We start from the raw sequence: 14,940 nt of genomic DNA on the forward strand, positions 1-14,940 counted from the left end.
GACGCTGGACTTGTCTGGAATCGAGCTATGGCTGCTGTGACAAACACCAACAATTTAACCGGGCTGGCGCGTGCCATGGTCAACCATGGCTGGCTCTCCGAGGACGACGCCGAGGGAGTGTGGAAACGCGCCAGCCAGTCGGGCGATTCGTTCGTGACCGAATTGATCAAAGGGCGGCGGTTCAAGTCTGATCAGGTTGCCGAGTTTGCGGCTGCCTCGTTCGGCTTTCCCTATCTGGACCTGAATGCCATGGATCATGAGAGCCTGCCGCAAGGGCTGCTCGATCCGAAGCTGGTGCAGAAACGGCGGGTGCTCGCCTTGTATCAGCGGGGCAACAAGCTGTATGTGGCGACGTCAGACCCTACGCATCTGCAGGCGCTGGACGAGGTGAAATTCCAGACCGGCCAGGCGGTGGAACCCGTGGTGGTGGAGGACGACAAGCTCGGCAAGCTCATCGAGAAGATGGGTGAAGCGAACGACAACACGATGGCTGTGTTGAATGCCGAAGACCTCAATCTGGATTTCGCCGATGAGGAAAGTACCGCTGCCCAGCAGGACACTGGCGGCATCGAAATCGACGATGCGCCCGTGGTGCGCTATCTGCAGAAGATCATGCTCGACGCCATCAATATCGGCGCATCCGATATTCACTTCGAGCCGTACGAGAAGTTTTACCGCATCCGTTATCGGCGTGACGGCATTCTGTCCGAAATCGCCCAGCCGCCAATGGCGATCAAGGACAAGGTGGCCTCGCGCATCAAGGTGTTGTCGCGGCTGGATATTTCCGAAAAGCGCGTGCCGCAAGATGGCCGCATGAAAATGGTGCTGTCGAAGAACCGCGCCATCGACTTCCGGGTCAGCACCTTGCCCACGCTGTATGGCGAAAAGATCGTTATGCGTATTCTCGATCCCACCAGCGCACAGCTGGGAATCGAGGCGCTGGGGTATGAGCCATGGCAGAAGGAGCTTTTGCTCAATGCGGTGCAACGCCCCTATGGCATGGTGCTGGTGACCGGTCCGACCGGTTCCGGTAAGACGGTGTCGCTCTATACCTGCCTGAATATCCTCAACAAGCCCGACGTCAATATCTCCACGGCGGAAGACCCGGCGGAAATCCAGTTGCCGGGGATCAACCAGGTCAACGTCAACGACAAGGCCGGGCTGACATTCTCGGCAGCGCTGAAATCCTTCCTGCGGCAGGATCCCGACGTCATCATGGTCGGCGAAATCCGCGATCTGGAAACCGCCGACATCGCCATCAAGGCCGCGCAGACCGGCCACATGGTGATGTCCACCCTGCATACCAACGATGCGCCTGGGACGCTGACCCGTCTGCTGAACATGGGGGTGGCGCCTTTCAACGTGGCCTCTTCGGTGATCCTGATCACCGCACAACGGCTGGGGCGGAAGCTGTGCAGCTGCAAGCAGCCTGCCGATATTCCGCAGGAAGCCCTGCTGGCTGCGGGCTTTACCGAGGATCAGCTCGACGGCAGCTGGAAACCTTACAAGCCGGTGGGGTGCGATATCTGCGGCGGTACCGGCTACAAGGGACGAGTGGGCATCTATCAGGTCATGCCGATCACTGATGAGATGACCCGTATCATCCTCAAGGGTGGCAACGAATCCGACATTGCCGACCAGGCGCGGCGCGAAGGCGTGCTCGACCTACGTCAGGCCGGTCTGTTGAAAGTGAAATCCGGTCTCACCTCGCTGGAAGAGGTCGAGGCCGTCACCAATCTCTAAGGAATTCCCTCTATGGCTACAGCGGCAAAAGCAGTCAAGGACGCCACCTTCCTGTGGGAAGGGATGGACAAGCGCGGCAAGAAGATCAAGGGCCAGATGCAGGCCGGCGGCGAGGCCGTGGTCAATTCCCAGTTGCGCAAGCAGGGCATTACCGTCACCAAAGTCAAGAAGCAGAGTGCCCTGTTCAGCGGCGCCAAGAAAATCACCGACAAGGATGTCACGCTGTTCACCCGTCAACTGGCCACCATGATGAAGGCAGGCGTGCCCTTGCTGCAATCCTTCGAAATCGTGGCGCGCGGGCACTCCAATCCTTCGATGCAGCGCCTGCTGATGGAAATCAAGGCGGACATCGAAAAGGGCAGCAGCCTGACGCAGGCGTTCGGACGCCACCCCCTGTATTTCGACGCGCTGTTCTGCAACTTGGTCGGGGCGGGCGAGTCGGCCGGTATTCTCGAAGGCGTGCTCGACCGTCTCGCGATCTACAAGGAAAAGATTCTTGCCATCAAGAGCAAGATCAAATCGGCTCTTTTCTACCCGGTATCCATCATCGTGGTGGCGTTTGTCATCACGGCCATCATCATGATTTTTGTGATTCCCGCGTTCAAGGAACTGTTCAGCAGTTTTGGTGCAGATCTGCCGGGGCCGACCCTGGTGGTCATGACAATATCGGACTATTTTGTCAAATGGTGGTGGGCAATTTTCGGTGTGATCGGCGGCGGGCTGTATGCTTTTTTCCAGGCATGGAGACGTTCGCGCAAGGTGCAGATGTTCATGGATCGCCTCATGCTCAAGCTGCCGATTTTCGGACCGGTCATCGAAAAGGCCACGATCGCGCGCTGGACGCGCACGCTGGCAACCATGTTTGCGGCGGGCGTGCCGCTGGTCGAAGCCTTGGAATCGGTCGGTGGCGCGTCGGGTAACCAGGTATTTGTGGAGGCCACCCATAAAATCCGTGGAGAAGTGGCGACCGGCACGGCATTGACCGTGGCGATGCAGAATTCCGGACGTTTTCCCAACATGGTGCTGCAGATGGCGGCCATCGGTGAGGAATCCGGCTCGCTCGATTCCATGCTGGGCAAGGTAGCCGATTTTTACGAAGCCGAGGTCGACGACGCGGTCGAAGCGTTGTCGAGCCTGATGGAGCCGATCATCATGGTGGTGCTGGGTACCCTCATCGGTGGCATGGTGATCGCCATGTACTTGCCGATCTTCAAGATGGGTTCGGTTGTTTGATGGATATGCTGCATGCTGAACCAGCCCTCTTCACCGGGCTGGTTTTTTTATTTGGGTTGCTGGTGGGCAGCTTCCTTAATGTCATCATCCATCGGCTACCCAAAATGATGGAGGCCGAGTGGCGGACGCAATGCGCAGAATTGCATGGCGAGCCCTTGCCTGAAGTTCCTCGCTACAACCTCTGGCTACCGCGCTCGGCCTGTACCCAGTGCGGACACCAGATTACGGCGCTGGAAAACATTCCCCTGATTTCGTGGCTGTGGCTGCGCGGGCGGTGCTCGGCCTGCAGTACGCCTATCAGTGCGCGCTACCCGCTGGTGGAACTGCTTACCGCGTTGCTGTCGGCGGCGGTGGCCTGGAAGTGGGGCGTGAGCATGCAGACGCTGGGTGCGCTGCTTCTGGTATGGGCGCTGATCGCGCTAGCCTTCATTGATCTCGATACCACTCTGCTGCCGGACAGCCTTACCCTGCCGCTTGTATGGCTGGGCTTGCTGTTCAACCTGAACGGGGCTTTCGCCAGCCTGCCGGATGCGGTGGTCGGCGCCATGGCCGGTTACGGAGTGCTGTGGTCGGTGTACTGGCTGTTCAAACTGGCAACCGGCAAGGAGGGTATGGGGTTCGGCGACTTCAAGCTGCTTGCGGCCATCGGCGCGTGGCTCGGCTGGCAGATGCTGCCCGTCACGTTGCTACTGTCGTCGGTGGTCGGTGCGGCGATCGGCGTGGCGATGATCGTGCTGGTCAAGCATGACCGTCGCGTGCCGATCCCCTTCGGCCCGTACCTGGCTGGCGGCGGCCTGGTGGCGCTGTTTTTTGGCGCCGACTTGACGCAGGCCTATCTCGCACAATTCTGATGTTCAAGGTCGGCCTCACTGGCGGGATCGGCTCGGGCAAGTCGACCGTCGCTGATTTGTTTGCCGGACATGGTGTGCCTGTAATCGATACGGATGTCATCGCGCGTGCCTTGACCGCCCCGGGGGAGATGGCGCTGGAAGCGGTCCGGGCAGCATTCGGCGATCAGGTGATGCAGGCAGATGGTGCCTTGGATCGAGCTGCCCTGCGCCGGCGCGTATTCTCCGATGCCGATGCCCGGCATCAGCTTGAGGCCATCCTGCACCCGCGTATTCGGTCGGTGGTGGAACAGCAGCTTGCTGCCCTGAGTGCCCCCTATGTCCTGATCGTGATCCCCTTGTTGGTGGAAACGGGTGCGTACCAGGAGATCTTGGATCGTGTGCTGCTTGTCGATTGCCCCGAAGAGCAGCAGATCACGCGGGTGATGACGCGCAGCGGACTGACGCTGGACGAGGTAAGAGCTATCCTCGCGACACAGGCCGGACGTGCCGCGCGCTTGGCAATTGCAGACGATGTGATCTCCAATGCGGTGTCTCCCGAAGCATTGCGCACCCAGGTCGCGGCCCTGCATCGGCGTTACCTGGCGTTTTCTACTACACCGTTGTCTTGATTTTCCACATGGATAGGCGACAATCGGTCCAACCAAACCAACGCGTTGCGGCGTGATCCACTACGAATATCCCCTGAGCGAACGCATCCGCACGCTTTTGCGGCTGGAAGACCTGTTCGACCGTTTCGATGCCTACGCCGCATCGTCCGATTCGCACGCGCATCATGCAGCCTTGCTGACCCTGTTCGAGATGGCCGAGGTCGCGGCGCGCGCCGACCTGAAATCCGACCTGCTGCAGGAACTGGATCGGCAGAAAGCCGTGCTGACTGCGCTACGCGGTAATCCTCATGTCCAGGGCGCCACGCTGGAACAGGTGCTGACCGCGATCGAGGCAGCCCACCATGGCATGTACCAGTTGCCTGGGAAAGTGGGCCAGCACCTGCGCGAAGACGATTGGCTGATGGCGATCAAGCAACGCGCGGCGATCCCGGGCGGCATGTGCGAATTCGATCTGCCTTCCTATCATTACTGGTTGCATCAGGCGGCGGAGATGCGTGTGGACCAGCTGCACAAGTGGCTGGCGCCGTTTTCGTCGATTCGCGCCGCCGTTGAAATCGTACTCGGCCTGCTGCGCGACAGCGGCCAGCCCGATCTGCAGCATGCGAACAATGGCAGCTATCAGCGCATGCTCGAATCGCGCAATCCGCAACTGATCCGGGTCACTTTGGTCGACGAACTGCCTTGTGTGCCCGAAATTTCGGCCAACAAGTACATGCTCAACATTCGCTTTGTCCATGCGGGATCGGGTGCGCAGCGAACCTGTACCGGCCAGTCGATTGATTTCGACCTGACCTTCTGCACGCTGTGAAAACCGCCATCACACCCCCGGTCGTCAGTTGCCCGACCTGCGGGGCGGCCGTGACGTGGTCGGCGGAAAACCGCTGGAAGCCGTTCTGCAGCGAGCGTTGCAAGCTGATCGATCTGGGCCAGTGGGCCACCGAAAAATATCGCGTGCCGGCCGAAGAGCAGGAACCCGACGACGAGTCCCCGCAGCCGCAGTAAGGATTATTTCGTGTAGGTCTTGACGCCATTGGGCGTGCCGAGCAGCAGCACGTCCGCGCCGCGCCGCGCGAACAGGCCGTTGGTGACCACGCCGACAATGTGATTGATCGCGGTTTCCAGCGATACCGGGTCGACGATCGACAGGCCGTGCACGTCGAGGATGAGGTTGCCGTTGTCGGTGGTAAAGCCTTCGCGCAGACGGGGCTGTCCGCCCAGCTTCACCAACTCGCGCGCCACGTAGGAGCGCGCCATCGGGATGACTTCGACCGGCAGCGGAAACTTGCCGAGCACGCCGACCAGCTTGCTTTCATCGGCGATGCAGATGAACTGCTTGCTGCACGCCGCGACAATTTTTTCCCGCGTCAGCGCGCCGCCCCCGCCCTTGACCATGGCGAAGTGCTCGGTGATTTCGTCGGCACCGTCGACGTAGATTTCAAGCTCGCCCACATTGTTGAGATCGAGCACCTGGATGCCGTGGCTTTTCAGGCGGCTGGCGGTTGCCTCTGAGCTGGCGACGGCGCCGTCGATGCGGCCTTTCACTTCGGCCAGCGCGTCGATGAAATAGTTGGCGGTCGAGCCCGTGCCTACCCCGATGATGCCGCCCTTGGCATAATCCACCGCGGCACGTGCCACGGCTTGCTTCATTTCGTCTTGAGTCATGATGTTTTCGTCGTTTTCGATGCAGCCCGCTAAGATAGCGGCATCGCCCTCTTTTTACAAACCTCGCATCCGCCGCCGCCATGAGCCAACCTGACGATTACCTCGAACGCATCCTCACCTCGCGCGTCTACGACGTGGCGATCGAGTCGCCGCTCGATGTGGCCCACAATCTGTCGCGCCGTCTCAATAACCAGATTCTGCTGAAGCGCGAAGACCTGCAGCCGGTGTTCTCCTTCAAGTGCCGTGGCGCCTACAACAAGATGGCCAAGCTGACGGTGGCGCAGCTGGCGCGGGGCGTAGTCGCCGCGTCAGCGGGCAATCACGCGCAGGGTGTAGCGCTGGCGGCGCAGAAATTGGGTGCAACGGCCATCATCGTGATGCCGGCCACCACGCCAAAGATCAAGGTCGATGCGGTGGCCGCGCGTGGCGCACAGGTGATCCTGCACGGCGACAACTACGATGAGGCTTGCGCGCATGCAACCCAGATCGCCAAGGAATCCAAGGCGACCTTCGTTCATCCTTACGACGATCCTGATGTGATTGCCGGTCAGGGCACCGTGGCGATGGAACTGCTACGCCAGCATCCCGAGCCGATTCATTCGGTCTATATTCCGGTCGGTGGCGGCGGGCTGATTGCCGGCATGGCGGCCTATATCAAACGTCTGCGTCCGGAGATCAAGATTGTCGGCGTCGAACCCGAGGATGCCGACGCGATGGCACGCTCGTTGTGCAAGGGCGACCGCATCACCTTGCCGCGCGTGGGCATATTCGCCGACGGTGTGGCAGTGAAGAAGGTCGGCAAGGAAACCTTCCGGCTGTCGCAGCTGTATGTCGACGAGATCATTCGGGTCAACAACGACGCCATCTGTGCGGCGATCAAGGACGTGTTCGAGGACACGCGCTCGATTCTGGAGCCGGCCGGTGCGCTGTCGATTGCCGGGATGAAGGCCGCGATCGCAGCTGACAGGCTCAAGGGGAAGACGCTGGTCGCGGTGGCCAGCGGGGCCAACATGAACTTCGACCGCTTGCGCTATATCGCCGAGCGCGCCGAACTGGGCGAGAAGCGCGAGGCCGTGCTGGCCGTGACCATTCCCGAGACGCCGGGCAGCTTCAAGACTTTTTGCGGCCTGTTGGGTGCGCGCAACATCACCGAGTTCAACTACCGCTATTCCGACCCCAAGATCGCGCGGGTGTTCGTCGGTCTGTCGGTGCCGGGGGCGGGCGAAAGCGCGCGCGTGGTCGAACTGCTGCAACGTCATGGGCTGGAAGCGCTCGACCTGACCGACAACGAAATGGCCAAGCTGCATATCCGCCATCTGGTCGGCGGGCGGGCGCCCGAAGCAGTGAACGAGGTGCTGTACCGTTTCGAGTTCCCGGAGCGCCCCGGCGCGTTGATGCAATTTCTGCAGAGCATGAGCCGTGGCTGGAACATCAGCCTGTTCCACTATCGCAACCATGGCGCCGACTATGGCCGCGTGCTGGTCGGCATTCAGGTGCCGGAAAAGGAAAAGCCCCGTTTCCAGAAGTTTCTGGACGAATTGGGCTACCGCTACTGGGACGAATCCCGCAATCCGGCCTACAAACTATTCTTGGCCTGACGCAACGTTCATGCGCCTCGGTACCCGGGATGGTGTGCATCGTGCGTGTTACCCTCGCACGATGCTTCGGATAATCGTTTTTTTGCTGCTGGGGGCCTTCATCGTGACGGCCGCCTGGGCCGCGCCGGGCGATGCTGCCGTGAAGCAGGCGCAACAGGCATATGCCGCACGTAAGCTGGCGGATCTGGAACGTGCCGCGCGCAAGATACCCTCCGATCATGTATTGGCGCCCTATGTCGAGTACTGGCGTCTGACCCTGGACAGCCGAACCGAGGATGCCCGTATCGCTGATTTCCTTGCGCGCTACCCGGGTAGCCGGCTGGCCGAGGTTTTGCGCACCGACTGGTTGAAATCGCTCGGTGCGCGCGAAGCCTGGCCGGCGTTCCTGGCCGAATATCCGCGGCTCGTCAAACCCGATGCGGCGCTTCAGTGCTACGCCTATCGCGGGGAATGGGCCCAGGGCAATCGCAGTCACGAGCGCGAGGCGGTTTCCTTGTGGTTTACCGGCCGCGACATGCCGTCGGCCTGTAGCCCCCTGTTCACGCAGTTGATCGAGGCGGGACTGATCGGCGAGGAAGACATCTGGCGGCGTTTCCGTCTGGCGCTGGAAGCGGGGAATCTCAATGTGGCCAAGGTGGTAGCCAATGCCCTGGCCGAAGCACAACGTCCGTCTGGCAGCTTGCTGGATCAGGCTACGCGCGATCCAGCCCGTCTGTTGAATGCGGGCACCCTCGATCTGGCCCGTCGCAGCGACCGTGAAATTGCGCTCTATGTGCTCGACCAACTGGCCCGGCGCGACTCCGCCCAGGCGGAACAGGCATTGCGCAAATGGGCACCGCAGTTCAACCCGATGGAATTGCGCACGGCCTGGGCACGGCTCGCCACCTGGGCCGCGCGTCGTCACGAATTGCTCGCACTGGACTGGTTCCAGCAGGCCGGGAGCGTGGCAGTGAACGATGCCCAGCGTGAATGGTGGGCACGCGCAGCGCTTCGTGTGGGCGATTGGAAAGTCGTTCAGCAGGCGATCGACAGCATGGGAGAGGCTCTACGCGCGCAGCCGGTGTGGCGCTACTGGCGCGCGCGCGCGCTGCAGGCAAGTGGCCAGCACGTGGCCGCCAACGCTATTTTTCTGGCCTTGTCGCATGACCACGATTACTACAGCCAGCTTGCCCAGGAAGAACTCGGGCCAGTCATGCAGGCGGCACCCGCCGTCAACATCAAGACGGGCGGCAACGACGTGGCCGAGATCGCCCGCCAGCCGGGAATTGCCCGTGCCGTGGCCCTCTACGAACTCGGCCTGCGCGCCGATGCCACCCAGGAATGGAACTGGGCAGTCCGGGGGTTTTCCGATACGCAGTTATTGGCGGCGGCCGAACTCGCCCGGCGCATGGAATGGTATGACAGCGCCATCAACACGGCCGAACGCACCCGCGAACTGCACGATTTCGAGTTGCGTTTTCTGGCGCCCTACCGCGAGCAGGCGCATCAAGCCGCGCGCGAGAATGGCATCGACGAGGCGTGGGTGTATGGACTCATGCGGCAGGAAAGCCGTTTCGTCAATGTCGCGCGCTCGAGCGTCGGTGCTGCCGGCCTGATGCAGATCATGCCGGCCACGGCGCGCTGGATTGCGAAACGCCTCGGCATCCGGCGCTTCCAGGTGGACGAGATGCGCGATCCGGCCAGAAACATCCAGTTTGGCGCGTATTACCTGAAACACGTGCTGTCCACGCTGGACGGTTCGCCGGTACTGGCCACCACCGCCTACAATGCAGGCCCAGGACGTGCGCAGCGCTGGCGCAGCGCACAACCGATGGAAGCCGCGATCTACATCGAGTCGATCCCGTTTGCGGAAACGCGCGACTACGTGAAGAAAGTGATGAGCAACGCCATGTATTACGCAGTGCGTTTCGGGCAGCCCTCGGTGCTATTGAAAGAGCGGCTGGGACTGGTCCCCCCGCGCGAGACGCCGGTCGCACCGACAACCGATCCGGATAGCTCGTCGGAAGTCGAACAGCCGGACGGCTAGTCTGGACGTTTCATACAGCCAGCGCGGGTACCGTGCAAATTTATGAAACTTCCGGGCTAAAATCAGAATTGCCTTATATACCTAAACGAACATCAATATGAAGATTCAACGCATCTGCATCCTCGGCGGCTCCGGTTTCGTCGGTACCCAGCTCGTCAGCCAGCTCGCCGCGCGCGGTCTCCAGGTCCGTGTGCTTTCCCATCGCCGCGAAATGGCCAAGGAGCTGATTCTGCTCCCCACGGTGGAAGTGATCGAGGCCGACGTGCACGACCAGCAGGAACTCATCCAGCATTTCCGCGGCATGGATGCCGTCATCAATCTGGTCGGTATCCTGCACGAAGACAAGGTCGGTCGCGTCGATCTGCCCAGTGCACGCCGCGGTGATTTCCAGAGGGTCCATGTCGAACTGCCGCGCAAGATCATTCATGCCTGTGGCGAATCCGGCGTGCATCGTCTGCTGCACATGAGCGCGCTCGGTGCCGATCCGAACTCGCGCTCGGCCTATCAGCGCTCCAAGGGCATTGCCGAGGCGCTGGTACGGGAGGCCGCCATGCGCCACAACGAGCATGAGAACTGGTACCTCAACGGACCCAAATTCATTCATGGCTACGACCTCAACGTCACCATCTTCCGTCCGTCGGTGATATTCGGCCGCGGCGATTCCTTCCTGTCGATGTTCGCCCGGTTGCTCAAAAGCTTTCCGGTCCTGCCGCTCGCCGCGTCCGGCAGCCGCTTTGCGCCGGTGCATGTCGAGGATGTCGCCCGCGCCTTTGCCGATAGCCTGGATAACACCGCCACCTACGGCCAGACCTACGATCTGTGCGGTCCAAACGCGTATACCCTGCAGGAGCTGGTGAGCTACGTGGGCGACGTCATCGGCAAGAAGCGCAGCATCATCCCGCTGGGCAAATGGATGTCGTATTTCCAGGCCTGGGCGCTGGAATTCAAACCCGGCAAGAAGCTGATGACACGCGACAACTACTATGCCCTGTGCACGGACAACGTATGCCGCGGCGGCTGGCCGTCGGTGTTCGATTTCCAGCCGGCGTCGCTCGAAGCCATCGCCCCCGAATACCTGCGCGCCGATACGCCGCGCGCGCGGTACGAGGATTACCGGGAAAACGCCCACCGCTAGGAACCGCTGCGTCGCCATGAAAACCTACATCGTTGGCGGCGCAGTGCGTGACCGGCTACTGGGACTGCCGGTGGCCGACCGCGATCATGTCGTCGTCGGCGCGACGCCCGACGACATGGTTGCGCTGGGCTACCAGCCGGTCGGTAAGGATTTTCCGGTCTTCCTGCACCCGCAAACCCATGAGGAATATGCGCTCGCGCGCACCGAGCGCAAATCCGGGCACGGTTACAAGGGTTTTACCGTCTATGCCGCACCGGAAGTTACGCTGGAAGAGGATCTGCGCCGACGCGACCTCACCATCAATGCGATAGCCGAAGATGAGGATGGTACGCTGGTCGATCCTTACGGCGGGCAGGCCGATCTCGCTGAAAAAATCTTCCGCCATGTGAGCGAGGCCTTTGCCGAAGACCCCGTGCGGATTCTGAGGGTCGCGCGCTTCGCCGCGCGCTTCACCGACTTTGTCGTGGCGCCGGAAACCAACACGCTGATGCGGCAGATGGTCGACAACGGCGAAATCGACGCGCTCGTGCCTGAGCGCGTGTGGCAGGAAATCGCACGCGGCCTGATGGAGGCGCAGCCCTCGCGCATGTTTCAGGTGCTGCGCGACTGCGGCGCGCTGGCACGGCTGTTTCCCGAGATCGATCGCCTGTTCGGCGTGCCGCAGCCGCCCGCGCACCATCCCGAAATCGATACCGGTGTTCACGTCATGCTCGTCGTCGACTGGGCGGCACGCCAGGGCATGAGCTTGCCGGTGCGCTTTGCGGCCTTGACGCATGACCTGGGCAAGGGCGTGACGCCTCCCGAGTTGTGGCCTGCACACCATGGTCACGAAGCCAAAAGCGTCGATCTGGTGCGGGCGTTGAGCGAGCGCGTTCGCGTGCCGGTTGATTGCCGCGACCTCGCGGTCGCGGTGGCGCGCGATCATGGCAACGTCCATCGCGCGCTTGAGTTGCGTCCCGGAACGATTGTCGAATTGTTGGAACGGGTCGATGCCTTCCGCCGTCCCGAGCGCTTCGACGCCTTCCTGCAGGCGTGCGAATGCGATTTCCGCGGCCGGCCCGGCTACGAGGAAAAACCGTTTCCCGCACCAGGGTATCTCCGCCAGGCACTGCTGGCGGCGCAGACCATCGATGCCGCCGAGGTGGCGCGCAACGCAAAGCCGACAGGAATACGAGAGGCGATCTTCCAGGCGCGTATCCAGGCCGTGGCGGCGTGGCGCGATCACGGAGCCGGGATTGAACGCAAATAGGGCGTGAGAACAGCAGTATATGGATTGGAACTGCGCGCCGTCATGGGCGTCCAATTCCCGAGTGGGTTTGTTGCACGTCGCGAGACGGTGCGGCAAGATCGATCGAAATCTGAAACGGAGGGGAGCATGCCTTACAGCGAGCAAACGGTGCAGTCGGTGCGTCCATGGTCGGACAAAACATTCAGCTTTACCCTGAGCCGTCCGCAGGATTTTTCATTCGAGAACGGCGAGTTCGTCACCATCGGCCTCAAGCGCGAAGGCAAGCTGGTGGCACGCGCGTATTCCATCGTTTCCACTGCCGACCACGACCATCTGGAGTTTCTCAGCATCCATGTGCCGGATGGCCCCTTGACCAGCCAGTTGGTCCATATCCGTCCCGGTGACAGCGTGTGGGTCAACAGCAAGGCTACAGGTTCGCTCACGCTGAACCATGTATTGCCCGGCCGCGTGCTGTACATGCTCGCCACCGGCACCGGGCTGGCGCCGTTCATGAGCCTGATCCGCGATCCAGAACTCTATGCACGCTATGAAAACGTGGTGCTGGTGCACTCGGTGCGCACCGTGGCCGAACTGGCCTACCGTGCCGAAATCGAGGCAATGGACAACCCGCAGCTGTATTACGTGCCGACCGTGACGCGCGAGCCGTTTCCCACCCCCGAACGCGGCGGCGATCTGTTCCGTTCGGGGGCGCTGTCGCAACGTCTCGGCCTGCCCGCCCCCGATCCGGAACATGACCGCGTGATGATCTGCGGCAATCCGGCGATGACGCGCGAACTCACGCATCATTTGAAGGACACAGGCTGGACGTTGACCAACCATCGAGGTATCGGCAATTTCACCACTGAAGTTGCGTTTGTCGTGCACCACGAATAATCTGCCGGCTTCGCCCCTTCCCGGCATCCCGCTTCATGGAAGCAAACGCTCACAGCCGCGCGGCGCTGACCCTTGCCGCGCTCGGTGTCGTCTATGGCGACATCGGCACCAGTCCGCTCTATGCCCTGAAGGAAACCCTGAGCCCGGCCCATGGCATCCCCGCCGGGCCCGAGACCGTGCTAGGCGCCGCGTCGGCGATTTTCTGGGCGTTGATGCTGGTGGTGTCCCTGAAATACGTGCTGCTGGTGCTGCGTGCCGACAACCACGGCGAAGGCGGCATCATGGCCTTGCTTGCGCTGGCACGGCAGGCCGTCGCGGAGCGGCCGCGTGCATTGCGTATGGTGGCGCTGGCCGGCATGGCGGGCGCTGCACTGTTCTACGGCGATGCCGTGCTGACCCCTGCGATTTCGGTGCTGTCGGCGGTCGAAGGCTTGTCGGTCGGCACCCATGTGTTCGAACCCTATGTGATGCCGCTGGCAATCGCCGTACTCACCGGCTTGTTCATCATGCAGCAGCATGGCACGGCCAGTGTGGGTGCCTGGTTCGGTCCGATCGCAATGCTCTGGTTTGTCGCGCTGGCGGTGGGGGGCGTATACCAGATAGCGCACTATCCACAGGTACTGAACGCACTGTATCCGGAACATGCCTGGTGGTTCATCACCCAGCATGGCTTTGCGTCGTTCGTGGTGCTGGGGGCCGTGCTGCTGGCCTTTACCGGTGCCGAAGCGCTCTACGCTGACATGGGGCATTTCGGTCGCGCGCCGATCAGGCTGGCGTGGTATGGCCTGGTGTTTCCTGCTCTGGTGCTGAATTATCTGGGGCAGGGCGCCCTGTTGTCGCGGATACCCGCTGCCGGGCACAATCCCTTCTTTCTGCTTTACCCGGCATGGGCACTCTATCCCATGGTGCTGCTGGCTACCGCTGCGACAGTGATCGCCGCTCAGGCGACCCTCACCGGCGCCTTCTCGCTCACGCGGCAGGCCATCCAGCTGGGCTACCTGCCACGCATGCAGGTGGTGCAGACGTCGTCCAAGGCTTTCGGACAAATCTACATTCCGGTCGTCAACTGGCTGCTGTTCGTGCTCGTCGTGGGGGTGGTCGCCGGCTTCGGCAAGTCGGACCACCTCGCCGCCGCATACGGGCTCGCCGTAACCGGCACCATGCTGGTGACGACGCTGCTCACCTTTTTCGTCATTCATTACGGGTGGGGGTATGGCCTGTTCGGCAGTCTTGCGGTGACTGCCATGTTCCTGCTGATCGATGCCGCATTCTTTTCATCCAGCTTGCTGAAAATCACCGAGGGCGGCTGGTTTCCGCTGATCCTGGGGAGCCTGGTGTTCATCGTCATGCGAACCTGGGTGCGCGGAAGGCGCTGTCTGTTGGCTCAGGTTGGCGCAGCGGATATTCCCCTGACCGATTTCCTCGCCGGTCTCATGGCGCATCCGCCGACGCGCGTCCCGGGAACCGCAGTATTCCTCAATGCCAGTGCCCACACCGTGCCGCATGCGCTGCTGCACAACCTCAACCACAACCGGGTGCTGCATGAGCGGCTGGTGTTCCTCACCGTCAGGATCAAGACCGAACCGTGGGTAGCGTTCGAAGACCGCATGCAGGTCGAACCCTTGGGCAACGAAGCCTATGCCGTCATCCTCACCTTCGGTTTCAAGAACCGTCCCGACGTGCCCGCTGCGCTCGAAGGCCTGGGGCCGCAATTCGGCCTGACGTTCGAGCCCATGCAGACCTCGTATTTCCTGAGCCGCGAAACCATCGTCCCCAGCAAGGGAGTTGAAAGCGGGATGTCCCACTGGCGCGAACAGCTGTTTCGGTGGGTGTCGCGCAATGCCGGCAGTGCGGTGGAATATTTCAACCTGCCTGCGAACCGGGTGATCGAACTGGGCTCACGGGTGGAAATCTGAACCGGGTTCTTTACACATCCGAATCAGATGCGTTCGCAGGCCATCG

General features: G+C 61.6%; 13 protein-coding genes. 12 read left to right on the top strand and 1 reads right to left on the bottom strand.

What is annotated here, in order from left to right:
* Positions 1 to 27 precede the first annotated feature (27 nt).
* From pilB to ABT23_RS00330, 6 genes are read left to right on the top strand one after another with little or no spacing between them, the layout of a single operon-like run.
* The gene (pilB, locus tag ABT23_RS00305; RefSeq protein ID WP_296629600.1) at positions 28 to 1,743 is read left to right on the top strand and encodes a type IV-A pilus assembly ATPase PilB; all 1,716 of its coding nucleotides are present in this window, start codon (positions 28 to 30) and stop codon (positions 1,741 to 1,743) included.
* 12 nt (positions 1,744 to 1,755) lie between these two features.
* On the top strand, positions 1,756 to 2,976 hold the full coding sequence (locus ABT23_RS00310) for a type II secretion system F family protein (protein ID WP_296629601.1): 1,221 nt from the start codon (positions 1,756 to 1,758) through the stop codon (positions 2,974 to 2,976).
* Positions 2,976 to 3,827: an A24 family peptidase gene (locus tag ABT23_RS00315; RefSeq protein WP_296629603.1), complete on the top strand. Its 852-nt coding sequence runs from the start codon at positions 2,976 to 2,978 to the stop codon at positions 3,825 to 3,827. Before ABT23_RS00310 ends, ABT23_RS00315 begins: the two co-directional genes overlap by 1 nt.
* On the top strand, positions 3,827 to 4,435 hold the full coding sequence (coaE, locus tag ABT23_RS00320) for a dephospho-CoA kinase (RefSeq protein ID WP_296629605.1): 609 nt from the start codon (positions 3,827 to 3,829) through the stop codon (positions 4,433 to 4,435). The genes ABT23_RS00315 and coaE overlap by 1 nt, the downstream gene beginning before the upstream one ends.
* A gap of 52 nt (positions 4,436 to 4,487) precedes the next feature.
* The gene (gene zapD / locus ABT23_RS00325; RefSeq protein ID WP_296629606.1) at positions 4,488 to 5,243 is read left to right on the top strand and encodes a cell division protein ZapD; all 756 of its coding nucleotides are present in this window, start codon (positions 4,488 to 4,490) and stop codon (positions 5,241 to 5,243) included.
* Positions 5,240 to 5,437, top strand: coding sequence for a DNA gyrase inhibitor YacG (locus tag ABT23_RS00330; RefSeq protein WP_296629608.1), 198 nt, complete (start codon positions 5,240 to 5,242; stop codon positions 5,435 to 5,437). Before zapD ends, ABT23_RS00330 begins: the two co-directional genes overlap by 4 nt.
* Before the next feature lie 3 nt (positions 5,438 to 5,440).
* Here ABT23_RS00330 and rpiA read toward each other — a convergent pair whose 3' ends face one another.
* Positions 5,441 to 6,097: a ribose-5-phosphate isomerase RpiA gene (gene rpiA / locus ABT23_RS00335; RefSeq protein WP_296629610.1), complete on the bottom strand. Its 657-nt coding sequence runs from the start codon at positions 6,095 to 6,097 to the stop codon at positions 5,441 to 5,443.
* 80 nt (positions 6,098 to 6,177) lie between these two features.
* Between rpiA and ilvA the strand changes: the two genes are divergently transcribed.
* The 6 genes from ilvA (at position 6,178) to ABT23_RS00365 (ending at position 14,894) form a co-directional block, all read left to right on the top strand.
* Positions 6,178 to 7,695 carry a threonine ammonia-lyase, biosynthetic gene (gene ilvA / locus ABT23_RS00340; RefSeq protein WP_296629612.1) on the top strand — a complete coding sequence of 506 codons (1,518 nt, stop codon included), beginning with the start codon at positions 6,178 to 6,180 and terminating at the stop codon, positions 7,693 to 7,695.
* 82 nt (positions 7,696 to 7,777) lie between these two features.
* A complete protein-coding gene (locus tag ABT23_RS00345) occupies positions 7,778 to 9,721 on the top strand; it encodes a transglycosylase SLT domain-containing protein (protein ID WP_296629614.1) in 1,944 nt (647 codons plus the stop codon).
* Between the two features lie 97 nt (positions 9,722 to 9,818).
* Positions 9,819 to 10,856, top strand: a complete 1,038-nt coding sequence (locus ABT23_RS00350) for a complex I NDUFA9 subunit family protein (RefSeq protein WP_296629616.1) — start codon at positions 9,819 to 9,821, stop codon at positions 10,854 to 10,856.
* Positions 10,857 to 10,872: 16 nt separating this feature from the next.
* Positions 10,873 to 12,105: a multifunctional CCA addition/repair protein gene (locus ABT23_RS00355; RefSeq protein WP_296629618.1), complete on the top strand. Its 1,233-nt coding sequence runs from the start codon at positions 10,873 to 10,875 to the stop codon at positions 12,103 to 12,105.
* 126 nt (positions 12,106 to 12,231) lie between these two features.
* Positions 12,232 to 12,978 (top strand): ferredoxin--NADP reductase, encoded by a 747-nt coding sequence (locus ABT23_RS00360; protein WP_296629621.1) that lies wholly within the window; start codon positions 12,232 to 12,234, stop codon positions 12,976 to 12,978.
* A 35-nt stretch (positions 12,979 to 13,013) separates the two neighbouring features.
* A complete protein-coding gene (locus ABT23_RS00365; protein ID WP_296629623.1) occupies positions 13,014 to 14,894 on the top strand; it encodes a potassium transporter Kup in 1,881 nt (626 codons plus the stop codon).
* The last annotated feature ends 46 nt before the right edge of the window (positions 14,895 to 14,940 follow it).

It is taken from the genome of Thiobacillus sp. SCN 63-57, assembly GCF_001725555.1.
In the GTDB taxonomy this organism is placed as follows: domain Bacteria; phylum Pseudomonadota; class Gammaproteobacteria; order Burkholderiales; family Thiobacillaceae; genus Thiobacillus.

Excerpts from the sequence above, each read along its gene's own strand:
- pilB (WP_296629600.1), top strand. The coding sequence starts at position 28 with ATGGCTGCTGTGACAAACACCAACAATTTAACCGGGCTGGCGCGTGCC.
- ABT23_RS00365 (WP_296629623.1), top strand. The coding sequence starts at position 13,014 with ATGGAAGCAAACGCTCACAGCCGCGCGGCGCTGACCCTTGCCGCGCTC.
- ABT23_RS00315 (WP_296629603.1), top strand. The coding sequence starts at position 2,976 with ATGGATATGCTGCATGCTGAACCAGCCCTCTTCACCGGGCTGGTTTTT.
- ABT23_RS00350 (WP_296629616.1), top strand. The coding sequence starts at position 9,819 with ATGAAGATTCAACGCATCTGCATCCTCGGCGGCTCCGGTTTCGTCGGT.
- ABT23_RS00360 (WP_296629621.1), top strand. The coding sequence starts at position 12,232 with ATGCCTTACAGCGAGCAAACGGTGCAGTCGGTGCGTCCATGGTCGGAC.
- ABT23_RS00310 (WP_296629601.1), top strand. The coding sequence starts at position 1,756 with ATGGCTACAGCGGCAAAAGCAGTCAAGGACGCCACCTTCCTGTGGGAA.
- ABT23_RS00355 (WP_296629618.1), top strand. The coding sequence starts at position 10,873 with ATGAAAACCTACATCGTTGGCGGCGCAGTGCGTGACCGGCTACTGGGA.
- ilvA (WP_296629612.1), top strand. The coding sequence starts at position 6,178 with ATGAGCCAACCTGACGATTACCTCGAACGCATCCTCACCTCGCGCGTC.
- coaE (WP_296629605.1), top strand. The coding sequence starts at position 3,827 with ATGTTCAAGGTCGGCCTCACTGGCGGGATCGGCTCGGGCAAGTCGACC.
- rpiA (WP_296629610.1), bottom strand. The coding sequence starts at position 6,097 with ATGACTCAAGACGAAATGAAGCAAGCCGTGGCACGTGCCGCGGTGGAT.